This is a genomic window from Paenarthrobacter sp. FR1 (genome assembly GCF_051106045.1).
Classification (GTDB): Bacteria; Actinomycetota; Actinomycetes; order Actinomycetales; family Micrococcaceae; genus Arthrobacter; species Arthrobacter nitroguajacolicus_A.
The window spans coordinates 1-22,327 of the sequence record NZ_JBPFSF010000016.1; the positions used below are offsets into that span (position 1 = coordinate 1).

20 protein-coding genes and 1 pseudogene are annotated in these 22,327 nt (G+C 61.9%); 10 read left to right on the forward strand and 11 right to left on the reverse strand.

Features of this window, described 5'->3' with window-relative positions; genetic code table 11:
• Together ACR30Z_RS21735 and ACR30Z_RS21740 are read left to right on the forward strand one after the other, a co-directional pair.
• Positions 1–198 (forward strand): annotated as a pseudogene (locus ACR30Z_RS21735) (lipoyl synthase); the annotation flags it as partial.
• 94 nt (positions 199–292) lie between these two features.
• Entirely contained in the window at positions 293–1,054 is a 762-nt protein-coding gene (locus tag ACR30Z_RS21740) for a DUF4191 domain-containing protein (protein ID WP_144652771.1), read from the forward strand.
• An 82-nt stretch (positions 1,055–1,136) separates the two neighbouring features.
• Here ACR30Z_RS21740 and ACR30Z_RS21745 read toward each other — a convergent pair whose 3' ends face one another.
• Positions 1,137–1,574: an RDD family protein gene (locus ACR30Z_RS21745; protein ID WP_144652772.1), complete on the reverse strand. Its 438-nt coding sequence runs from the start codon at positions 1,572–1,574 to the stop codon at positions 1,137–1,139.
• A gap of 291 nt (positions 1,575–1,865) precedes the next feature.
• On the opposite strand from ACR30Z_RS21745, the gene glnA (ACR30Z_RS21750) reads away from it, so the two are divergent.
• On the forward strand, positions 1,866–3,290 hold the full coding sequence (gene glnA, locus ACR30Z_RS21750) for a type I glutamate--ammonia ligase (protein WP_090825712.1): 1,425 nt from the start codon (positions 1,866–1,868) through the stop codon (positions 3,288–3,290).
• A 329-nt stretch (positions 3,291–3,619) separates the two neighbouring features.
• Positions 3,620–3,850 carry a hypothetical protein gene (locus ACR30Z_RS21755; protein ID WP_434374582.1) on the forward strand — a complete coding sequence of 77 codons (231 nt, stop codon included), beginning with the start codon at positions 3,620–3,622 and terminating at the stop codon, positions 3,848–3,850.
• Positions 3,851–3,912: 62 nt separating this feature from the next.
• On the opposite strand, the gene ACR30Z_RS21760 is transcribed toward ACR30Z_RS21755, so the two are convergent.
• The 3 genes from ACR30Z_RS21760 to ACR30Z_RS21770 all read right to left on the reverse strand — a co-directional run bounded on the left by ACR30Z_RS21760 (position 3,913) and on the right by ACR30Z_RS21770 (position 5,677).
• The gene (locus tag ACR30Z_RS21760; protein ID WP_434374583.1) at positions 3,913–4,263 is read right to left on the reverse strand and encodes a hypothetical protein; all 351 of its coding nucleotides are present in this window, start codon (positions 4,261–4,263) and stop codon (positions 3,913–3,915) included.
• 571 nt (positions 4,264–4,834) lie between these two features.
• Entirely contained in the window at positions 4,835–5,050 is a 216-nt protein-coding gene (locus ACR30Z_RS21765) for an AsnC family protein (protein WP_144652851.1), read from the reverse strand.
• 57 nt (positions 5,051–5,107) lie between these two features.
• Entirely contained in the window at positions 5,108–5,677 is a 570-nt protein-coding gene (locus ACR30Z_RS21770; protein WP_144652775.1) for a GNAT family N-acetyltransferase, read from the reverse strand.
• A gap of 61 nt (positions 5,678–5,738) precedes the next feature.
• On the opposite strand from ACR30Z_RS21770, the gene ACR30Z_RS21775 reads away from it, so the two are divergent.
• A complete protein-coding gene (locus ACR30Z_RS21775) occupies positions 5,739–7,220 on the forward strand; it encodes an arylsulfatase (protein ID WP_434374584.1) in 1,482 nt (493 codons plus the stop codon).
• Here the strand turns inward: ACR30Z_RS21775 and ACR30Z_RS21780 are convergent.
• Positions 7,217–10,228: a bifunctional [glutamine synthetase] adenylyltransferase/[glutamine synthetase]-adenylyl-L-tyrosine phosphorylase gene (locus ACR30Z_RS21780; RefSeq protein ID WP_144652777.1), complete on the reverse strand. Its 3,012-nt coding sequence runs from the start codon at positions 10,226–10,228 to the stop codon at positions 7,217–7,219. The two genes, ACR30Z_RS21775 and ACR30Z_RS21780, sit on opposite strands and share 4 nt — an antisense overlap.
• Before the next feature lie 9 nt (positions 10,229–10,237).
• Positions 10,238–11,578, reverse strand: a complete 1,341-nt coding sequence (gene glnA / locus ACR30Z_RS21785; protein WP_144652778.1) for a type I glutamate--ammonia ligase — start codon at positions 11,576–11,578, stop codon at positions 10,238–10,240.
• 190 nt (positions 11,579–11,768) lie between these two features.
• On the opposite strand from glnA (ACR30Z_RS21785), the gene panB reads away from it, so the two are divergent.
• Positions 11,769–12,674, forward strand: a complete 906-nt coding sequence (panB, locus tag ACR30Z_RS21790; RefSeq protein WP_144652779.1) for a 3-methyl-2-oxobutanoate hydroxymethyltransferase — start codon at positions 11,769–11,771, stop codon at positions 12,672–12,674.
• On the opposite strand, the gene ACR30Z_RS21795 is transcribed toward panB, so the two are convergent.
• Entirely contained in the window at positions 12,671–12,835 is a 165-nt protein-coding gene (locus ACR30Z_RS21795) for an SPOR domain-containing protein (protein WP_011774435.1), read from the reverse strand. The genes panB and ACR30Z_RS21795 overlap by 4 nt on opposite strands.
• Positions 12,836–12,943: 108 nt before the next feature.
• Here ACR30Z_RS21795 and map point away from each other — a divergent pair, with 108 nt between their 5' ends.
• From map to ACR30Z_RS21810, 3 genes are all read left to right on the forward strand, one after another.
• Positions 12,944–13,822, forward strand: a complete 879-nt coding sequence (map, locus tag ACR30Z_RS21800) for a type I methionyl aminopeptidase (RefSeq protein WP_144652780.1) — start codon at positions 12,944–12,946, stop codon at positions 13,820–13,822.
• A 72-nt stretch (positions 13,823–13,894) separates the two neighbouring features.
• Positions 13,895–14,698, forward strand: a complete 804-nt coding sequence (ppgK, locus tag ACR30Z_RS21805) for a polyphosphate--glucose phosphotransferase (protein WP_144652852.1) — start codon at positions 13,895–13,897, stop codon at positions 14,696–14,698.
• A gap of 7 nt (positions 14,699–14,705) precedes the next feature.
• On the forward strand, positions 14,706–15,473 hold the full coding sequence (locus tag ACR30Z_RS21810; protein WP_434374585.1) for an SDR family oxidoreductase: 768 nt from the start codon (positions 14,706–14,708) through the stop codon (positions 15,471–15,473).
• 55 nt (positions 15,474–15,528) lie between these two features.
• Here the strand turns inward: ACR30Z_RS21810 and nrdR are convergent, their stop codons facing one another.
• The 3 genes from nrdR to ACR30Z_RS21825 all read right to left on the reverse strand — a co-directional run bounded on the left by nrdR (position 15,529) and on the right by ACR30Z_RS21825 (position 18,110).
• Positions 15,529–16,032 (reverse strand): transcriptional regulator NrdR, encoded by a 504-nt coding sequence (gene nrdR, locus ACR30Z_RS21815; protein WP_144652782.1) that lies wholly within the window; start codon positions 16,030–16,032, stop codon positions 15,529–15,531.
• A gap of 166 nt (positions 16,033–16,198) precedes the next feature.
• Positions 16,199–17,572 (reverse strand): histidinol dehydrogenase, encoded by a 1,374-nt coding sequence (gene hisD / locus ACR30Z_RS21820; protein WP_434374586.1) that lies wholly within the window; start codon positions 17,570–17,572, stop codon positions 16,199–16,201.
• 4 nt (positions 17,573–17,576) lie between these two features.
• The gene (locus ACR30Z_RS21825; RefSeq protein WP_144652784.1) at positions 17,577–18,110 is read right to left on the reverse strand and encodes a hypothetical protein; all 534 of its coding nucleotides are present in this window, start codon (positions 18,108–18,110) and stop codon (positions 17,577–17,579) included.
• A gap of 111 nt (positions 18,111–18,221) precedes the next feature.
• On the opposite strand from ACR30Z_RS21825, the gene ACR30Z_RS21830 reads away from it, so the two are divergent.
• Positions 18,222–18,722 carry a flavin reductase family protein gene (locus tag ACR30Z_RS21830; protein ID WP_306439417.1) on the forward strand — a complete coding sequence of 167 codons (501 nt, stop codon included), beginning with the start codon at positions 18,222–18,224 and terminating at the stop codon, positions 18,720–18,722.
• A gap of 29 nt (positions 18,723–18,751) precedes the next feature.
• Here the strand turns inward: ACR30Z_RS21830 and dnaE are convergent, their stop codons facing one another.
• A complete protein-coding gene (gene dnaE, locus ACR30Z_RS21835; RefSeq protein WP_144652785.1) occupies positions 18,752–22,309 on the reverse strand; it encodes a DNA polymerase III subunit alpha in 3,558 nt (1,185 codons plus the stop codon).
• Positions 22,310–22,327 lie beyond the last annotated feature (18 nt).

The window sequence follows — 22,327 nt, forward strand, 5'->3', positions numbered from 1 at the left end:
CTCCAGCACGAGGCCGAGGAGATCGGCTTCCTGGGTGTCATGTCCGGGCCGTTGGTGCGGTCCTCGTACCGGGCAGGCCGTTTGTGGGCCACCGCGATGCGGAAGAAGGGCTGGGAAATCCCCGCCGCCCTGGCCCACATCGAGTCCTCCGGCACCACCCGCCAGGAAGCCTCCACCATCCTGGCCGCCCACGGCTAAACCCCCGAACCACACACCAGCAGTACCGAAGGACCGGATGCCATGCGTAACGGCGTCCGGTCCTTCGACGTACATCACGTAGAATTAAGGCACTATGGCGAACTCCCCTGATTCCAGCAAATCGACCCCCTCGGCCGACGCTCCCAAGCGTGGGCTGTTCAAGCGCAAGCCCAAGGAAGCCAAGGCAAAGAAGCCTAGCCAGCTGAAGCAGATCGCTGAAGTCTTCAAAATGACCCGACGGAACGACCCTCAGGTCGTATGGATCATGCTGCTGGCGTTCCTTGCCGTGGTGGCGGTGGCCTTCCTTATTGGCTACCTCTTGGAGAACTGGGTCACTGGCCTGATCATCGGTATTCCCCTCGGTCTCCTGGCGGCGGTGTTCATCCTTTCCCGCCGTGCCGAAAAGGCGGCCTTCGCCCAGATCGAAAACCAGCCGGGCGCCTCGGGTGCCGCACTTGGTACCCTCCGTCGCGGCTGGGTCACCCAGGACCAGCCCGTCGCCGTCAACCCCCGTACACAGGATGCCGTGTTCATGGCTATTGGCCGTGCCGGTGTCGTCCTGGTCTCCGAAGGGCCCACGCACCGCGTCAAGCCACTCGTGGATGCAGAGCGCAAGCGCCTGGCACGCATTCTCCCGAACGTCACCATCCACGTTCTCGAGTCCGGGCGCGGAGAGGGACAGGTGCCGCTGAACAAGTTGGCCAAGACCATGGGGAAACTGAAGAAGGAACTCACTAAGGTGGAGGTCAACGCCGTCAGCAAGCGCATCAATTCCCTGGGCAACCGACTCCCCATCCCCAAGGGCATCGATCCTTACAAAGCACGCCCGGACCGCAAGGCCGCCCGCGGACGCTAAGCATCAAACTAAACCGCCCCTGTCTCTGAGTCAGAGACAGGGGCGGTTTTGGTTTCTGTCGTTGAGGCGGACACACCAGCGGCTACATACGGATCAAGATCGTATTCATGGCTTTATCGTGCAGTCCGCGCTGGTCGGGGTCGAAGACGACTGCGGGAATCACAAGGCAAAGAAGCAACGTCCGCACGATGGCCGCTACCGGGCCGGCGGGCGCCCCTCCCAGACGGACCACATGGATTCCCGCCACCCTGTGACCGATGCTGTAGCCCAAGGTCCCGATCAAGAGAATCTGCTCGACGGCGAAAATCGCAAGCGTCGCCCATTGATTGCCGCCAAAGGCAAAGTTGCTGATGACCAGTGCAATGGTCCAGTCCACCACGATGCCCAGGATACGGCGGCCCGCCCGAGCAATGGAACCGGGGCCCGATTCAGGCAACCCGAGCCTTTCTCCGGGATACTTGGAGATTCCGGACGTATCAGGGCCGCTCAACCAGGAGCCAATATCTTTTCGATCAACCACACTCCAAGCCTAACGGCTGGGGTGCTCGCTGTCCGACGCCAACAGATCCGGGTGTTCGCCCAGCGGACCCACTTGGACCGGACACTGCAAAGCCGACTACCGTTTACACAACAGATGATTCTGTAACCTGCCGGAAACAATACTGACACCCCCGGGAAATCCCATCTCCCTATGGTGGTATGAGTTGCCAGCCGCCACGGCAAGGGGATCTTTTTGTGTCTCCGGACCCTTGGTATGGGCTGCACCACGCGGCCTTCCGGGCCTGTTACTTGATATGCATAAGGAGCATAGATGTTCAAGACTGCGGACGAAGTCCTCAAGTTCATCAAAGACGAAGACGTCAAATTCGTCGATATCCGCTTCACCGACCTCCCTGGTGTCCAGCAGCACTTCAATGTGCCGGCCAAGAGCGTTGACCTCGACTTCTTCGTGAACGGTCAGCTCTTCGATGGATCATCCATCCGCGGCTTCCAGGGCATCGCAGAGTCCGACATGCAGCTCATCCCGGATGTGACCTCGGCTTTCATCGACACGTTCCGCATCGAGAAGACGCTCGCTCTTAACTTCTCCATCGTGAACCCCCGCACGGGTGACCCATACCACCGCGACCCCCGTGGCGTGGCAGAAAAGGCAGAAGCCTACCTCGCCTCCACAGGCATCGCGGACACCGCTTTCTTCGCTCCCGAAGCAGAATTCTTTGTCTTCGACAACATCCAGTACGAGTCCTCCCCGCAGGGCAGCTTCTACAAGATCGACTCCGAAGAAGCACACTGGAACACCGGCCGCAAGGAAGAAGGCGGCAACCTCGGGTACAAGACCCCCGTCAAGGGTGGCTACTTCCCGGTATCCCCCACCGACAAGCAGGCTGACCTGCGCGACGCCATGTGCGTCGAGCTGGATAAGGCAGGCCTTGAAGTGGAGCGCTCCCACCACGAGGTTGGCTCCGCCGGCCAGGCTGAGATCAACTACAAGTTCACCACGCTGACCGCAGCCGCTGATGACCTGCAGAAGTTCAAGTACGTCATCAAGAACACCGCTGACGCGTGGGGCAAGTCCGTCACGTTCATGCCGAAGCCGGTCTTCGGTGACAACGGCTCGGGCATGCACTGCCACCAGTCGCTGTGGAGCAACGGCGACCCGCTGTTCTACGACGAAAAGGGCTACGCTGGCCTTTCCGACACCGCACGCTGGTACATTGGCGGCCTCCTGAAGCACTCTTCCGCAGTGCTCGCCTTCACCAACCCGACGGTCAACTCCTACCGCCGCCTGGTCAAGGGCTTCGAAGCCCCCGTGAACATGGTGTACTCGCAGGGTAACCGCTCGGCCGGTATCCGTATCCCGATCACGGGCACCAACCCGAAGGCCAAGCGCATCGAATTCCGCGCTCCGGACCCCTCGTCCAACCCGTACCTTGCATTCGCTGCACAGCTCATGGCTGGCATCGATGGTATCCGCAACCGCATCGAACCCCCGGCACCCATCGACAAGGACCTCTACGAGCTCCCGGCTGAGGAAGCCAAGGACATCCCCAAGGCTCCGGGCTCACTGGAAGAGGCCCTTGAGGCCCTGCGCGAGGACAACGAGTTCCTCCAGGCCGGCGGCGTCTTCACACAGGACCTCATCGACACTTGGATTGACTACAAGTACGAGAATGAGATCCGTCCGCTGTCGCTGCGCCCGAACCCGTACGAGTTCGAGCTCTACTACGGCGTCTAGCTGGATCATGCGGCAGAAGCGGGCATAGTCCGCAGGAATCAAGAAGCAGACAGGGCCGGTCCCGAGGTTTCACCACCTCGGGACCGGCCTATTGTCTTTAGCGGCCAGTCGCCTCTGCGTGCTTCTCCGCTCGCGAATCGAGACGGTCCGTGAGGACACAGGCGACAGCAGCGCGTGCCGTATCTTCCTTGTCCGGCCACATATGCCCTTGGGTTCCGGACATGGTGCCTCAGGTCATGGAAACACTGGCTTTGCGGAGGGTTCGACTGGATGGAATCAGCGGCCTGCCCTCTCTTCTTCACGGGATCGTCAAGGTTTACACTTCAAGCATGCAGCCCCTCATGCTGATGGGTATCGTCCTCGTGGCGGCGGTTTTATGGGTTGGAGTAACCCTGACCATGCTGACCGCCCTCGATCACAAGCAACGCCGGGCCAAAACCAAATGGCGCCATTTCGCGCACCACGTCGTTGAACATCCCACCCGCTTTCCGGGGCGTCGACAAACGCAGCTCATCACGAGGCGGCATACCCACCGGCGACGGGCTTCCGCGGTCCAATAGCGGAGAGAAAAAATCGACCAGCCCCACAAGTCACTGGGGCTGGTCGATTTTATGCCTGCGGACTACTCCGACTTGTCGTGCTCGCGTTCGCGAGTGTTCCTGGTGATCTCATCCAGTTTGTCTTTGACGAAGCCGGCGGCCTCGGAAAGCCCCTTCTCCGCGCTGCCGAGCGGGTCCAACTGAAGGTAGACGTTCTTATCAATTGGGAGGTCGTACTCATCCTTCAGATGGGTGCCACCCGCCACTCCGTTCAGGGACAGATAGACGAGCGCCTCGGTCCGTGCAATTCCTGCGATGGTGCCGAAGACAACAGTGAAGTCGTTGGGCTGAAAGCTCACGGACTGACCTACGTGACGTCGATCCAGCTCTCCGGCAGGAATGGCCTTTTCGGTCGAACTTCCGTTGTATTCCATGTAGTTCCCCTATGCCTTGAGATCAGATACAGAAGAAGTCTATAAGGATACTTAGCGTCCGGGCATCCGAACGAATCAATGTTTGGTAGAGGGCGTTTGGCCTGGCGGCTCCGGAGCCGCACAGTCCGGGCAGAACACCCGATCAGTTTCTTCACCGCAGCACTGGCAGCGGTGGAGCAATGCCGCTGGTTCAATCACATAGGCTGTCATACCGAATATGCTGCCCGCACCAGAGCCTGGGGACACGAGTAGTGTGTACTCGTTTTTTCGCCGACCGGCAGCGGCGACTACTTGGTTTCACAACGAGCCATAGTCTCGGCGGGCACAGAATGACCAACCGGGACACCGGCGCTTGCCCCACCGGGTTCCATGTCGACGAAGGTCGCGAAGCATCGACGGCACGCAAAGGTTCCGGCCCGGCCATGACGTGAGGACCAGTGCGGCCCGGGCTGCTCACATCGGAAGCAGGACGCATCGGAAAAGGTCGCGCCTTCAGGATCCAGCATCACCGTCACGGGAGAATCGTAGACGACGCGGGGCGGCCGGGAACAGCCCCCGGCCGCCCCGCCCGCTACTGCTTGCCGTACTTCTTGTGCACAGCCTGCTTACTCACTCCCAGGCAGAGGGCTATGGCCTCCCACGACAAGCCCGACCGGCGGGCGGCCCGCACCAGAGAAGCTTCCCTCCGGCCTACTTCCTTCTGCAGCTCCGCCACGGCATAGAGTGCCTCAGCCGGTCCCATGCCATCCATCGATCCAACCAACGTTTTCATGCGGTCCACCTCCATGTCGTCAACCATAGTTGACGCCTTGGTGGACGTCAACCGCCGTTGACGAAGGTTGGCTCATTCGAAAGCCCTGAACATTGTCCGTTGGGGACCGGAGTTCCCACCAAGATACGGTCCCTCATCAACGAAACCCGCCTTGGCGTAGGCAGCCTGCCCCGCAGGATTAAGTTCGTTGACGGAAAGCACGACGCCGATCTGCCCGCCTCCCAGCCTCGCCGTGAGCTTGCGGGCTTCGTCCACTGCGGCATCTGCGGCCCTGGTGCCCAGACCGCGCCCCTGGCTGGCGGTGTCGATGAGGAAGCCCCGCAGCAGCCACGCGCTATCGTCATCGCCCCAACCCGCCAGCCGCGCCGCGCCGGACTGGAGGGTCAGAACGCCGACGGCCACTCCCCCGGATTCGATGACATAGGGCAAGCGGGATTCCTCTTCAAGACCAGTGAGCATCATGCGCAAGGGGTCGCCCACGAATCGGCGCTGACCATCCTCCACGGCCAGCTCAGCCACCGCGCCCAGCTGGATGGCGCGGGAGTCATCGTCCAGCATCTTCAGCGGTATTAGCCAGACATCCCCCCACCCAAACTGATTTTTTCCGATTGAAAATGCTTCACCTGAGTCATATTCAAGCATTTTCCAGCGTCCTCCCCTTAGGGTTATCTCAATAGTTTCCTACGTCAGAGGAACCCCTCCCATGAGCCAGCCAAACGTCATTCTGATCTGCGTCGACGAGTGGAGGGGCGATTGCCTGTCCTCGGAAGGCCACCCCCATGTGGAGACTCCCCACCTCGACGAACTGGCCAGAAACGGCGTCCGGTTTTCCAAAGGCTATTCTGCTACGCCCTCGTGTGTACCAGCCCGTGCGGCACTCTTCACCGGGCAATCGCAGGAACGGCACGGGCGCGTTGGCTACAACGACGGCGTACCGTTCCACGCAGTCCACCCGGTGACAGTACAGGACGAGTTCAGAAAGGGTGGCTACCACACGCAGGCCATCGGCAAGATGCACGTATGGCCCGAACGCTCACGGTTGGGCTTCGACGACGTCATCCTCCACGACGGGTACCTCCATCACGCCCGCCGGGAACACCAACAGCACTTCGCCATGTTTGACGACTACGTTCCCTGGCTCCGCAGGCAACCCGGGATGGGTCCTGACGCCGAATACTTCGACCACGGGGTCAACTGCAATTCCATCGTGGCCCGCCCCTGGGACAAAGCCGAAAGCCTGCACCCCACGCACTGGATCGGCACGCAAGCCATTGAATGGATGCACCGCCGCGACCCAGTGAAGCCGTTCTTCCTCTACCTCTCCTTCCACCGCCCCCACCCGCCGTACGACCCACCGTCGTGGGCTTTCGAGCAGTACCTCAACATTCCCGCCTACAAAGCAGTGGAGGGCAATTGGGAACACCATTGGGACGAGCATCGGCAGGACGGTGACTATCAGGCCAGCTACGGCCGTATGCCGGACCATGTGGTCCACAGGGCCAGGGCCGGATACTACGGCCTGATGGCGCAGATTGACCTCCAGATCAATCGCATCAAGGAGTCACTGGCGGACTTCGGCCTCACGGACAACACGGTGATCGCCTTCACCAGTGACCACGGGGAAATGATGGGCGATCACCACATGTTCCGCAAGGCTGTGCCTTACGAAGGATCTGCCCGCGTGCCGTTCATCATCGCCAACGCGCCGTCGGCGGAGCGGTCAGCTCGTGGAATTGTGGTGGACCACGTGGTGGAACTCAGGGACATCACGCCCACCCTGCTGGACCTCGCTGGATTACCCATCCCGGAAGTTGTCGACGGCAAGTCCTTGGCCAGTATTGTCCGGGGCCAGAGCACCGAAGCCGTTCGGGATGTCCTGCACGGCGAACATGTGTACTGGGGCCAGAACCTGCATTGGTTGACGGACGGGCACCACAAATACATTTGGGGCTCCGGGAGGGGTACGGAAGAACTGTTCAACCTCGACGACGACCCGCAGGAGTGCCATAACCTCGCCGACGACGCAGCGCACCAGGGCGAACTCCAGATGTGGCGGCAACGCATGGTGGAAGCCCTACAAGACCGTGAAGAAGGTTACGTACAGGGCGGCACACTCACACCGGGAGCTCCGGTCGTTGCCATGCTGCGGCACGCTCGCGAAAGGGCTGCAGCCGCCACCGCTTAGTTGCCGTAGAACTTCTTCTCAAACACTCCCCTGGCGCGGCGGCTAAGCCGCAGGTAATCCTCTTCGAAGTGGCCGGCGTTGCCAGGTGCGTAGCCACACCAACGCGCCACAGCTTCGAGGTCCTTCCGCGACGATGGCAGCACGTCTGAAGCACGGCCTGTGACGATGACATTGGCCGAACGGATGCGACTGGCCAACCGCCATGCCTCGCGCAGCAGTGCAGCGTCCTCTTCGCCAATGAAGTCGTTTTTCTCTGCGGCGGCAAGAGCTTCCAAGGTGGAACTGGTCCGCAATTCGGGGTGATTTCCGGCATGCTGCAACTGGATCAACTGGACCAGCCATTCGACATCGCTGAGGCCGCCGCGTCCGAGCTTGACGTGTCGGGCTGGATCAGCGCCGCGGGGCAACCGCTCGGACTCCACACGGGCCTTGATGCGTCGGATTTCACGAACATCTTGCTCCGGGAGCTCGTCCGGGTACCTGATGGGATCAATGAGGCTAACGAAATCCGCAGCCAACTCGTCCGAGCCGGCCATCGGGCGGGCCCTCAAGAGTGCCTGGGCTTCCCAGATCAGCGACCATCGTCGGTAATACTCGGCATACGATTCAAGGGAACGCACCATGGCGCCGTTTTTGCCCTCGGGCCGAAGGTCGGCGTCCACCATAAGGACGCGCTCGGCCATGATCGCCGGCTTGAGCGGTTGGGTGAGGAAGCTCGACAGTTTGGCGACAATCGCCGTCGCCTGTTCCTGCGCTTCCGCGTCGCTGAACCCGGGGCGGGCACGGTGGACGTAGATCACGTCTGCATCCGAACCATAGCCGATTTCCCGGCCGCCCTGCCGGCCCATGGCTACGACCAGCACGTCCGTCTTCAACGGTTCGGTTGCAGCCACCACGGACTCCGCCACGTGCAATGCTCCGAGCACCGCTGCGCGGTCCGTCTCCGCCAAAGCGAGGCCAACGGCGTCCTGATCCAGCAATCCCGAACTGTCCGCAATGGCCGTCCGCAGTATCTCGCGGCGACGGATCAACCGGATCAGCCGCATGGCGCTCTCCGGATCAGCATGACGGGACAGCTTGGACTGGATTTCCTGCCACTGGGCTTCGAAACGGACGGGAGCCAGATCCTTGTCGCTGCCCAACCAAGCCACTGACTCCGGTGAAACTTCCAACAGATCCGAGATCAGGCGGGAGTTCGACAAGACCTGGCACAACCGCTCGGCTGCCGCCTGTGAATCCCTGAGCAATCCCAAATACCAATGGGTGGTTCCAAGGGCCTCGCTGACCCGGCGGAACGCCAGCAGCCCGGCGTCGGGATCGACGCCCTCAGCGAGCCAGCCCAGAAGGATGGGAAGGAGTTGGCGCTGCAATGCTGCACGACGGCTGACACCCGCCGTGAGCGCTTCAATATGGCGCATCGCTCCTTGGGGATCCAAGTAACCCAGAGCGGCAAGGCGGCCCTGCGCTGCCTCCGGGCTGAGCTTGGCGTCTTCGCTGCTCAGCTTGGCCGCGGTGTTCAGCAGCGGCCTGTAGAAGATCCGCTCGTGCAGTTCCCGGACAGCTTTCTTGGTCTTCTGCCACGTCCCCATCAGCTGGTCCGGATGGGGGCGCTCCAGCGAGAAGGGTCCCAGGACGGCCTTGGCGAGGAAACGCTGGGCGTCCTCTGCCACAGGCATGAGGTGGGTCCGGCGCAGCTGGAACAGCTGTATCCGATGCTCCAGAAGGCGAAGGTAGCGGTATGCGTTATCGAAGGCCGCTGCGTCCGTGCGGCCGATATACCCACCGGCAGACAGCGCGGCAATCGCTGATGTGGTGTCCCTGCACCGTAGCGACTCATCGGACTTACCGTGCACCAACTGCAGCAACTGGACTGTGAATTCAACGTCACGAAGGCCGCCGCGGCCCAACTTGATTTGGCGCTGCTCCTCGGCCGCCGGGATGTAGTCCGTCACCCTGCGCCGCATCGCCTGGACTGACTCTACAAAACCGTCCCGGCCCGCGGAGGACCAGACCAGGGGCTCCACAGCTTTCTCGTAGCGCTGGCCCAGTTCCCGGTCGCCCGCGATGGTGCGGGCCTTCAACAGTGCTTGGAACTCCCAGCTTTCGGCCCACCTGGCGTAGTAGCTCAAATGCGAAGGGAGGGTTCGTACCAGCGGCCCGGACTTGCCTTCCGGACGGAGGTTGGCATCGACCTCCCATAGCCCGGGCTCGGGCGCCGAAGAGGAAATCGCCCGGGAAATACCCGAGGCCAAGGCAGTGCCGATGGTTGAGGCACGTGCGTCGTCCAGGTCTCCGGACTCAATGACATAAATGACATCGACGTCGGAGATGTAGTTCAGCTCGCGGGCGCCGCACTTGCCCATGCCAATGACGGCCAAGCCAACGTCAGCGATCTCATCGGCATCGTACTGGCCCGCTGCCTCTGCCCTGGACACTGCCAGGGCAGCCTCGATCGCAGCTCCGGCAAGATCCGCGAGTTCGGCACCGACGGCCGGCATAAAGTCCTGGGGGGATGCCGCGCAGAGGTCCTTAATGGCCAGCTCCGTGAGTCCACGGCGGTAAGCAGTCCGCAAGGCCGCATAGGCGGGCAGCCCGGTGATTCCCGCGACGGGACGCTGGGCACCCGGCTCCGCCTTCACGGAACGAAGGAGTAGGGCCCGCAGTTCCTCGCTGGAGGCCTGGACAGGTTCCGGACTCACCCGGACATCAAAGACATCCAGATGCTCAGGCCGCCGCATGAGGAACTCGCCCAAGGCTTCGGATGCACCCAGCAACCGATACATGGGCTCACTGGTGTCCTGGTCCGTTGCCGCCAGCTTCTTCAGCCCCGGGTTCTTCTCAATGAGCCGAACCAGCGATTGGAGCGCAGTGTCCGGACTGGCGGACATGGACAGTCCGGCAAACAGGGCGTCCTGGTCGACCCCCTCAAGTTCCGGGGCAGCGAGGAAACGTTCCCCTTTCTCGAGGTCACTGAATCCGGCTGAAATGAGCCGACGTGCAAGGCTCACTGGCCCTGCCTACAGAATGCCGAGGTTGCGCTGCAACTCATACGGAGTGACCTGGAGGCGGTAGTCCTGCCACTCTGCACGCTTGTTGCGCAGGAAGTGCTCAAAGACTTGCTCACCCAGGATCTGGGCAACCAATTCCGATTCCTCCATCGCGCGGATGGCATCGTGCAGGCTGGCAGGCAAGGGAGCATGTCCCATGGCCTTCCGCTCGGCGGTGGTCAGCGACCAGACGTCGTCTTCAGCGGCGGCGGGAAGCTCATAGCCTTCCTCGATGCCCTTCAGGCCGGCGCCAAGGAGGACCGCATACGCCAGGTAGGGGTTGGTGGCGGAGTCGATGCCGCGGTACTCAATCCGCGCCGACTGGCCCTTGCCGGGCTTGTACAGGGGGACGCGAACCAGTGCGGAGCGGTTGTTGTGGCCCCAGCTCAGGTAGCTCGGGGCCTCGCCGCCGCCCCAGAGCCGCTTGTAGGAGTTCACGAACTGGTTTGTGACAGCCGTAAATTCCGGCGCGTGCTTGAGGATCCCTGCAATGAATTGGCGTGCCGTCTTGGAGAGCTGGAACTCCGCTCCAGCTTCGAAGAACGCGTTGGTGTCGCCCTCGAACAGCGAGAAGTGGGTGTGCATGCCGGAGCCGGGGTGGTCGGTGAACGGCTTGGGCATGAAAGTGGCATACGTACCCTGCTGGAGCGCAACTTCCTTGATGACCGTACGGAAGGTCATGATGTTGTCCGCGGTCTGGAGGGCATCCGCATAGCGGAGATCGATCTCGTTCTGGCCCGGTCCACCTTCGTGGTGGCTGAACTCCACGGAAATGCCCACCGACTCCAGCATGGTGACGGCTGTGCGGCGGAAGTCCTGTGCGACGCCACCCGGGACGTGGTCGAAGTAGCCACCCTCGTCCACCGGAACAGGCGAGCCGTCCGGGCCCAGGTCCTTGGACTTGAGTAGGTAGAACTCAATCTCGGGGTGTGTGTAGCAGGTGAATCCCATGTCCGCAGCCTTGGCCAGGGTGCGCTTAAGGACATTGCGGGGGTCGGCCGCCGAAGGCTCACCATCGGGAGTCAGAACATCGCAGAACATCCGTGAGGTCTGTTCCGTCTCACCACGCCACGGCAGGATCTGGAACGTGGAGGGATCCGGCTGGGCGAGCATGTCTGACTCAAAAACGCGGGCAAGCCCTTCGATGGCTGAACCGTCGAAGCCAAGGCCTTCCTCGAAGGCGCCTTCAACCTCGGCAGGCGCAAGGGCCACCGATTTGAGGGAACCCACGACGTCGGTGAACCACAAGCGTACGAAGCGCACGTCACGCTCTTCGATCGTCCGCAGAACGAACTCTTGCTGGCGGTCCATAGGGCCTCTTTTCCGATTCGGTGTCCATGCCGCTGGTTTCAATGGATTGAAACCACGACAGCTCAGCCTTCACTCTACTAAGAGTTCCGTGCTAATGCCGCAGCAGTACCTGTGCGTAACACAGCGTTTACATAAGGTGACGCTGGGCACACTGGTGGCAGGCGCCGTCGGCACCGCTTAGGCTCTATCCATGGCCCCAAGCAACCTTCCTGAGTCCACTACGCCCGCCGAAGTTTCCGCACCCTACGGCACCGGTCCAGCAGCTACGGCACAGACGCCTTCGACGTCCGGCAGGAAGCCGATCAGCAGGGTCCGGATACACCACCTCCAGCAGGCAAAAGACAACGGCGAACACTTCGCGATGCTGACCGCCTACGAGCAGTACACCGCTGAGATTTTTGACCAGGCTGGAATCGAAGTCCTCCTGGTGGGCGACTCCGCTTCCAACAACGTGTTCGGAAACGAAACGAGCCTTCCCGTGACGGTGGACGAGCTTCTTCCCCTGTGTCGGGCCGTGAGCAGGTCGGCCAAGCGCGCACTTATCGTCGCGGACCTGCCCTTCGGCAGCTATGAAGTTTCGGCTGAGCAGGCCGTTGCCACCGGTGTCCGCTTCCTCAAGGAGGGACTGGCACATGCCGTCAAGATCGAGGGCACTGCGTACTACGCCAACACCGTCAAGGCCATGGTCCAGGCCGGCATTCCCGTCATGGCCCACATTGGCTTCACCCCGCAGAGTGAGCACTCCCTGGGCGGTTACCGGGTGCAAGGGCGCGGCGATGACGCACAGCGCTTGGTGGACGACGCCGTGGCACTGCAGGACGCCGGCGCCTTCAGCGTCCTCATGGAGATGGTCCCCACGGAAACCGCAGCAGTCGTCGACGCCGCGTTGCGGGTACCGACAGTCGGCATCGGGGCCGGCAAGAGCACCACGGGCCAAGTCCTCGTGTGGCAGGACATGGCCGGTTTGCGGGGCGGCAAGATGGCCAAGTTCGTCAAACAGTACGCAGACCTTCGCACAACGTTGAGTGATGCTGCGGCCGCCTATGGCGAGGATGTCCGGTCCGGGCATTTCCCCGGACCGGAACACTCCTTCTAGTCGTCGTCCTGGGCGTCCCAGGCATCATTTCGTGCTTTGACCTTTTCCAAGGCGTGCTCGGCTTCTTCCCTGGTTTTATAGGGGCCAATCAGCTGGGTCCAATCGGACATGGCGTCCTCTTCGATCTCGTGCGTCTTGACGTTGTACCAGTACTCCGTCACGTCTCCTCCTCGATCCTCGGGCCTCTGGACGCGTAACGTTGGCGGGGTCACGGAAACCCAGCCACGCATTGTTACTTACGTCTCTTGTGTGCCTTATATGATCAATCTATGCCTTCTCTTGCTTCGACTGCACCCATTGGCGCCCTCACCCCGGGAACCATCAGCCCTGAACGACCCGTCCCCGCGTCGATCCCCCGGCCCGAGTACGTCGGCAAGAAGGCACCCGCCAAGTTCACCGGCTCCGAGGTGAAGTCCGCGGAGACCATCGAAAAGATCAGGATCGCCGGCAAAATCGCGGCACAAGCAATCGTTGAGGTCGGCAAGCATATCCAGCCGGGTGTCACCACGGACCAACTGGACAAGGTGGGGCACGAATTCCTCCTGGACCACAAGGCCTACCCGTCGACCCTTGGCTACAGGGGCTTCCCCAAGTCCCTGTGCTCGTCCCTCAACGAAGTCATCTGCCACGGTATCCCGGACTCCACCGTGGTGCAGGACGGCGACATCCTGAACATCGACATCACCGCTTTCATCGGCGGCGTGCATGGCGACACCAATTTCACTTTCCTTGTTGGCGACGTGGATGAAGAATCCCGTCTGCTGGTTGAGCGTACGCAGGAGTCGCTCAACCGGGCCATCAAGGCCGTGGCCCCGGGCCGCGAAATCAACGTAATCGGCCGCGCCATCCAGTCCTACGCCAAACGCTTCGGCTACGGCGTGGTGAGGGATTTCACTGGCCACGGCGTGGGTGAGGCCTTCCACACGGGCCTCATCATTCCGCATTACGACGCAGCCCCGGCGTACAACACCGTGATTGAGGCAGGCATGGTGTTCACCATCGAACCCATGCTGACCCTCGGCACCATCGAATGGGATATGTGGGCCGACGACTGGACGGTCGTCACCAGAGACCACAAACGCACGGCCCAATTCGAACACACCCTGTTGGTCACAGAGACCGGCGCGGAAATCCTGACCCTTCCCTAAGCTCCTCGGAAGGTCTTTGCAGCCCGGGCGGCTGCGCCATGCCCATCCCCTCCTGCCATGATCGGAAATGCATTGTCCAAGAAGGATGAGAAGACCCACAAGAACGCCCCGCTGATCGGTATCGACATCGGCGGCACCGGCATCAAGGGCGGCATCGTCGACCTGAAGAAGGGCAAGCTGATTGGCGACCGCTTCCGCGTGCCCACTCCGCAGCCGGCAACACCGGAGGCCGTTGCCGAGGTCGTCGCCCAAATCGTTGAGGAACTTTCCAACCGTCCCGACGCACCCGCTGCCGATTCGCCGGTGGGCGTGACCTTCCCCGGGATCATCCAGCACGGCGTAGTCAACTCTGCGGCAAACGTAGACAAGACCTGGCTCGGCACCGATATTGATGCCACCTTCACCAAACGCCTTGGCCGCCCCGTCGAGGTCATCAATGACGCCGACGCGGCGGGCCTGGCCGAAGCCCGCTACGGCGCGGGGGAAGGCGTAGACGGCACCGTCCTCGTGATCACGTTGGGCACCGGTATTGGGTCCGCCTTCATCTTCAACGGGCAGTTGGTTCCCAATGCCGAACTCGGCCACCTCGAGGTGGACGGACACGACGCCGAGACCAAGGCATCAGCCGTGGCCCGGGAGCGCGACGGCCTCAGCTGGGATCAATACGGCGTCCTCCTCAACCGCTACCTCCAGCACGTTGAGTTCCTGTTCTCCCCTGAGCTCTTTATTGTGGGTGGCGGCATCTCGAAGCGGTCCGACGAGTACTTCCCGCACCTTGAGCTGCGCACCAAGATCGTCACCGCCAAATTGAAGAACGACGCCGGTATTGTTGGCGCAGCGCTTGAGGTCGCTTTGCACCACAAGCTTGCCAAGTAGTCCTGGGATGTCTGAGGGCAATAACGCCGCATCCGGAATCGCGATTGTCACGGGGGCCAGCCGTGGGATCGGCGCTTCGGTCGCGTACGCTGCGGCCCGTGCCGGGTACGGCGTCGTCGTCAACTACTCCGCGGACAGCGCCGGCGCCAAAAGCGTCGTCGACGACATTGTTGACCACGGCGGCAGGGCGCAAGCTGTCCAGGCCGACGTCAGCCAGCCGGCCGACGTCGTGCGTTTGTTTGAGGAAGCCGCGTTCCTGGGCCCGGTGACTGCCGTCATCAACAACGCTGCAATCACGGGCAACCGGATCGGTCCTCTGGTGGACGTGCCCGCGGACACACTACAACGCGTTGTGGACGTCAACGTTGCCGGCATGATCTTCATGTGCCAGGAAGCCGTCCGGAGGCTTTCGACGGACAGCGGCGGCGTCGGCGGTTCCATCGTTAACATTTCGTCCACGGCAACCAAAGCCGGCTCCCCTGGAACCTGGGTCCACTATGCCGCCACCAAGGGTGCCGTGGATGTCCTGACGGTCGGTTTGGCGGCTGAGGTGGCCAAGCAGGGCATCCGGGTCAACGCGGTGGCGCCTGGAAGCACCAACACTGGCCTCCACGCAGCAGCTGGAATGCCGGACCGTGTGGAGCGGCTGAACCCGACCATTCCCATGGGCCGTGGAGCCGAGCCGGAAGAAGTAGCTGCGGCAGTCATGTGGCTGTTGTCGAATGAGGCCGGCTATATTACCGGCGCAGTTCTCCCAGTCTCAGGCGGGCGATAACCCCGCCGTGGTGCCGGTGGCGGCTGCGGCTTCCCCTCCGCTGCCGCCACCGGAGCTAGAGTTGGCTCTTCTCTGAACCCTTGGCTTCTTTGTCGCCAGTCTTCGCATGTGCCTCGGCCTCGTGGCGAAGAAGCGAAATTGCAGACTCGAAGTCCTCCAAGGATTCAAAAGCCTGATACACGCTGGCGAAGCGGAGGTAAGCCACTTCATCGAGCTTCCGCAGGGGCCCCAGAATTGCTAGGCCCACTTCATGGGCATCAATTTCAGCGGCGCCCGATGACCGGATGTTCTCTTCGACTTCCTGCGCCAGCATGGCGAGGTCGTCTTCAGTGACCGGGCGGCCCTGGCAGGCTTTACGGACTCCGCTGATCACCTTGATACGGCTGAACGGCTCCCCCACGCCTGATCGCTTGATGACAGAGAGGCTGGTGGTTTCCACCGTGGTGAAGCGGCGGCCGCATTCGGGGCACTGACGGCGGCGTCGAATGGAAGATCCGTCGTCCGCCATGCGGCTGTCGACGACGCGGGAGTCGGGATTCCGGCAGAACGGACAATACACGCTGGGCCTCCCCTGACAGCTCCGGCACGGTACCGGAACCAGCAGGACGCCGGATACGCAAAAGGTGCCGGAAGATTCACTTCCGGCACAAGTTTACGTTTGTTCGCACAGTAATGACAAGCTTGTAACTACTACATGTAGTAGTTACCACCCTTATATGTAGTGGTTAGAGGTCATTTGCGAAGCGGATTCGCACGGCATCCCCGTGACCGGGAAGGTCCTCGGCCCCGGACAAGCTCACAATATGGCCGCTGACCTGCTCCAGCGCCGCACGGTTGTAATTAATGACCTGCACAGCACGCAGGAACGTGGTGACGTTCAGTCCGGACGAGAAGGCGGCAGTTCCGCTGGTGGGCAATACGTGGTTGGAACCGGCACAGTAGTCGCCCAAGCTGACAGGGCTGTAGTCGCCCACGAAGATCGCTCCGGCATTGCGGATGCGAGACGCAACTACTGCAGCATCGGCAGTCATGATCTCCAGGTGCTCTGCGGCGTAGGCGTTGCACACGGCGATCCCCTGCTCAAGATCGTCCACCAGCACGACGCCGGACTGCGGTCCGGACAACGCTTCCAGCACGCGGGCGCTGTGCTTCGTAGCGGCGGCTTGCCGTTCGAGTTCAATCACGACGGCGTCAGCCAACTCTGCGTCATCAGTCACCAGGACGGAAGCTGCTTTGGGATCGTGCTCGGCCTGGCTGATGAGGTCGGCTGCTACCAGCGGGGCGTGGGCCGTGGAGTCGGCGAGTATGGCGATTTCGGTGGTTCCGGCCTCCGAGTCGATGCCCACCACGCCTTTGACCAGCCGCTTGGCCGTGGCAACGAAAATGTTGCCTGGCCCGGTGACGACGTCGACAGGTTCGATGGGCAATTCATCCCCTGATCCTGGGATGCCATAGGCAAACGAAACGATTGCCTGCGCTCCACCAATCGCATACACCTCGTCGATGCCGAGGAGTTTGGCTGCAGCCAGGATGGTGGGGTGCGGCAGTCCACCGAAGTCCTTTTGCGGAGGGGAAGCCAGCGCAATCGACTCAACACCGGCCGCCACTGCGGGCACCACATTCATGATCACTGAGGACGCCAAGGGAGCGAGGCCGCCGGGAACATACAGTCCGACGCGTCCCACGGGAATCCAATTCTGGCTCACTACGGCGCCATCGGCCAGCCCGACGTCCACGTTTGCCGGGCGCTGCTGATCGGCAAATTGTCGTGCGCGGCTGATCGACTCCTCCAACGCAGCCCGGACCGCCGGGTCCAGCTCGGCCAAGGCCTGAGTCAGTGCCTCCGCCGGGACTCGGGGGTGGGACTGTTCTACGCCGTCGAATGTCTTCGCCAAGTCTGACAAGGCGGCAAAACCCCGGCTTCGCACGGCCGAAATAATGTCCTGGACCTTCTGTTCCGCGTCGGCCATGGTCTGGTGGCGCGCCCTGGGCACTGCTGCGCGCAGTTCGGCCAGCGAAAGGTGTCGCCCCCGGAAGTCGATGCTCCGGAAGTCGAGGGAGGCAGCTGCGGGGGCGGAAGTATCCGAAGAAGTGGTCACCCGGCTATTTTACGGGTTTCTTGGACAGAACCCCGAACAGTGCCAGGACGAACGTGATGAAGGCCGTGGCACCAGGCCACAGCACCAGCACCGCGTAAGACCGGAGCGTGAAGCCAAACGCCGGGTCAACGGCAGGATCCTGAGCCGGGCCCCACCATTGCGCGGCGAGCAGGCCTGCCAACCAAGCGATGACAGCTCCCACTGCCCCGCCAAGGAGTGCCAATACCAGCCGGCGCGTTGCGTACACGCCCTGCAGCTTTCCGTCGAGCATGAGTCCGGTGACGATTCCGGCCACCAGCATCAACGCCGCGAGGACCAAATCGCGCGGGAGCCAGGACTCGGTGTTGGCTGGATCCGCCAGGTCCGGGTTGCCCGAGACCAGATTGAGTCCGCCCGGGGCAAGCAACCACCACAGCACGCCAAGCACCACGCCCGAGGCTGCAGGAACCACCAGCCAAAACACGTCCCTTGGGCGCCGGTGAGCGGCCTCGGGGGCAGGTTCGGGAACTGCGGGCAGGCTTACTCTGGGCTCGGTCATGCAACTCACATTAACAAACGTTCACGCGGGCTCAACAAAATAAGGGGCCGCTGCGGAGGAGGAATACCCTGAGGAGAGAAGCACAGCCCCCAGCGCAGGAGAAACACCCACGTGGCAAGCGAACAATCCGGATTTGAGCAGACTTTCAGGGAGATGTTCCGCAGGCATGCCGCCGGGGTTGCCATCATTACGGCCAACCTCAACGGGAAGCCCTTCGGCTTTACTGCCACGTCCGTGGCATCACTGTCCGCCGAGCCGCCTCGTTTCACCTTCAACATGGCCAGGAGCTCGAGTTCATGGCCCGCCGTGGCCGGCGCGGACTACATCGGTGTTCACATGCTGGGGCTTGAGAACCAAGCCCTTGCCAACCGGTTCGCGCGGACCCGGGATCGTTTCGAAGGCGACCACTGGGAGCCGGGTCCCCATGACGTCCCGATTCTCAAGGATGTCAGCGGCTGGCTGGTGGGCAAGATTCAAATGCGCCTGTCATTCGAGAACAACGCCGTGATCGTGGTGGAAGTCATCGACGGCCAGGTGGGCGAAGACGGCACTCCCCTGCTTTACCACAGCGGCGGCTACAGCCAGCCGGCACCGCTCGACTACGAGATCTGACGGACCAGTCCCGAACGGGCTCCGAACTCCTAGTTATCCAGGCACGCAGGACCCAGAAGCACCTTGAGATCACCGAAAAGCGAAGGACTCGGGTTTACCCGCATATGAACGGGCAGCCCCATGACCTCCACCTTGGTGTCACCCATCAGCTTCAGGCGGACCTCGGAGTTTCCACGGTGGGTTCGCAGGACGTCGCGCAAGTCAGTCACCACTGATTCCGTGGCCTTGAACGTGGGAATGGTGATCACGACCGGGCCGTTCACGCTTTCGCTGAGGTCCGGAACCGAGAGCTCCATGCAGTTCAGTGTCACTGCCCCGTCATCCCGGCGCTGCAACCGTCCCTTGACCACAACAATCAAGTCCTCTGCCAAGACCGAAGCAATGGGACCGTAGACCTGACCGAAGAACATGACCTCCATGGAAGCGCCGAGGTCCTCGATCTCGGCCCGGGCATAGGCATTGCCGCTGGCCTTCGCGATTCGCCGGCTCAACGAGGTGATCATGCCGGCGATGGTGACTATTGCGCCGTCGTGTGGTCCGTCTTCCGCGATGATCGACGTTATGGACTGTTCAGCGTGCTGGCTGAGGACGCCCTCGAGTCCTTGGAGGGGATGGTCGGACACATAGAGGCCCAACATGTCCCGTTCGAACGATAGCTTGTCCTTCTTCTCCCATTCCGGAAGATCCGGAATTTCGGTGGTCAGCGACGCTTCCGGCTCCTGATCCTCGAACCCTGCGAAGAGGTCGAACTGGCCAATGGCCTCGTTGCGCTTCAGGGTGATGACGGAGTCGATGGCTTCTTCGTGGATCATCGCAAGGGCTCGGCGATGGTGGCCGAGCGAATCGAACGCACCGGCCTTGATCAGGGATTCGATGGTGCGCTTGTTGCACACCACCGCGGGCACCTTCAGGAGGAAGTCCTTGAACGAGGTGTAGCTGCCCTCCGTGGTACGGGCGGAGACCATGGCATCCACCACGTTGACGCCGACGTTACGGATTGCGCCCATGCCGAAGCGAATGTCCGTGCCCACTGGAGTGAAGTTCAGCGACGACTCGTTGACATCCGGCGGAAGAACCGTGATGCCCATACGGCGGCACTCGTTCAAGTAGATGGCCGACTTGTCCTTGTCATCGCCCACCGAGGTGAGCAGGGCAGCCATGTACTCCGGGGCATAGTGCGCCTTCAAGTAGGCGGTCCAGTAGGAAATTACCCCGTACGCTGCCGAGTGCGCCTTGTTGAAGGCGTAGTCGGAGAACGGGAGCAAGATGTCCCAGAGGGTCTTGACGGCGGCCATGGAGTAACCGTTGTCCTGCATGCCTTGGGAGAAGCCAGCGAACTGCTTGTCCAGCTCGGACTTCTTCTTCTTGCCCATGGCGCGGCGGAGGATGTCTGCCTGACCGAGTGAGTAGCCGGCAAGCTTCTGCGCCACGGCCATAACCTGCTCTTGGTACACGATCAGGCCGAAGGTGCCGCCAAGGATTTCCTTGAGCGGTTCTTCCAGCTCAGGGTGGATGGGGATGACCTCTTGGATCCCGTTCTTTCGCAGGGCGTAGTCGGTGTGGGCGTTGGCGCCCATGGGCCCAGGCCGGTAGAGGGCCAGCACAGCGGAGATGTCTTCGAAGTTGTCAGGCTTCATGAGCTTGAGCAGGGACCGCATGGGGCCACCGTCCAGCTGGAACACACCCAGGGTATCGCCGCGCGCCAGGAGCTCATACGACGCAGCGTCGTCGAGTTCGAGGTTTTCCAGGTCCAGGTCAACGCCGCGGTTCATCTTGATGTTTTCCAGGGCATCCGAAATGATCGTCAGGTTTCGGAGGCCCAGGAAGTCCATCTTGATCAGGCCAAGGCCTTCGGACGTCGGATAATCGAACTGCGTGATGACTTGGCCGTCCTGGAAGCGGCGCATGATCGGAATGACGTCGATGATGGGGTCCGAGGACATGATGACGCCAGCCGCGTGGACACCCCACTGGCGCTTCAGGCCCTCGATACCCAGCGCGGTCTCGAAGACCTTGGCGGCCTCAGGATCGGTGGCGATCAGCTGGCGGAAGTCTCCGGCTTCGCTGTAGCGCTTGGACTCGGGGTTCTGGATATCCGCAAGCGGGATGTCCTTGGCCATGACGGCAGGCGGAAGTGCCTTGGTCAGCTGCTCCCCCATGCTGAACGGGTAGCCCAGCACGCGCGAGGAGTCCTTGAGTGCCTGCTTGGTCTTGATAGTGCCGTACGTGACGATCATCGCCACGCGCTCGTCGCCGTACTTCTTGGTGACATAGTCAATCACTTCGGAGCGGCGGCGATCATCGAAGTCGACGTCGAAGTCGGGCATGGAGACGCGGTCCGGGTTAAGGAAGCGTTCGAAGATCAGGCCATGCTGCAGGGGGTCGAGGTCGGTGATACGCATGGCGTAGGCCACCATGGAGCCTGCACCGGAACCGCGGCCCGGACCCACACGGATCCCGTTGTTCTTGGCCCAGTTGATGAAGTCGGCAACCACCAGGAAGTAGCCGGGGAATCCCATGGACGTGATGACGCCGAGTTCGTAGTCGGCCTGCTTGCGTACCTTGTCCGGAATGCCTTGAGGGTACCGGTACTTGAGGCCGGCATCCACTTCCTTGACCAGCCAGGACGTCTCATCCTCCCCTGGCGGGCAGGGGAACCGTGGCATGTAGTTGGCACCGGTATTGAACGAGACTTCGCAACGCTCAGCGATGAGCAGCGTGTTGTCACAAGCCTCCGGGTGGTCGCGGAACAGTTCACGCATTTCCTGCGGCGACTTCAGGTAGTAGCCACTGCCGGAGAAGGCGAAGCGGGAGCCGCCGTTGTCATACGTCGGTTCAAGGAGGGTGGAGCCGGACTGAATGGCCAGCAGGGCCTCGTGGGCCTTGGCATCGTGTTCGTGCGTGTAGTGGAGGTCGTTGGTGGCCACCAGCGGCAGGTTGAGCTCCTTGGCCAGGCGGAGGAGGTCTCCTGTGACGCGGCGTTCGATGTCCAGCCCGTGGTCCATCAGCTCGCAGAAGTAGTTCTCTGCCCCGAAAATGTCCCGGAACTCAGCAGCGGCCTCAACGGCCTCGCGATACTGGCCAAGACGAAGCTTGGTTTGGACTTCACCGGAGGGGCAGCCGGTGGTGGCGATCAGGCCTTCGGAGTAGGTGTTGAGCAGCTCCCGGTCCAGTCGCGGCCACTTACCGAACACAGAGTCCAGGGAGGCTATGGACGATGCCCGGAACAGGTTCCGCATGCCCACATTGTTGTAGCTCAGGAGCGTCATGTGCGTGTACGAGCCACCGCCGGAGACGTCGTCCTTGCGCTGGCTTTCGTCGCCCCAGCGCACACGCTCTTTGTCACCGCGGGCAGTTCCCGGCGTCACATAGGCTTCGACGCCGATGATGGGCTTGATGCCCTTGTCAGTCGCCTTGCGCCAGAAGTCGAAGGCGCCGAACAAATAGCCGTGGTCCGTGGTGGCCAGCGCGGGCATTCCCAGCCGCTCGGTTTCGTCGAACAACTCACCCAGTCTGGCCGCTCCATCCAGCATGGAGTACTCGGTGTGGGTGTGCAGGTGGACGAACGAATCATTGCTGGAAGTCACCACGACAGTCTACCGTCC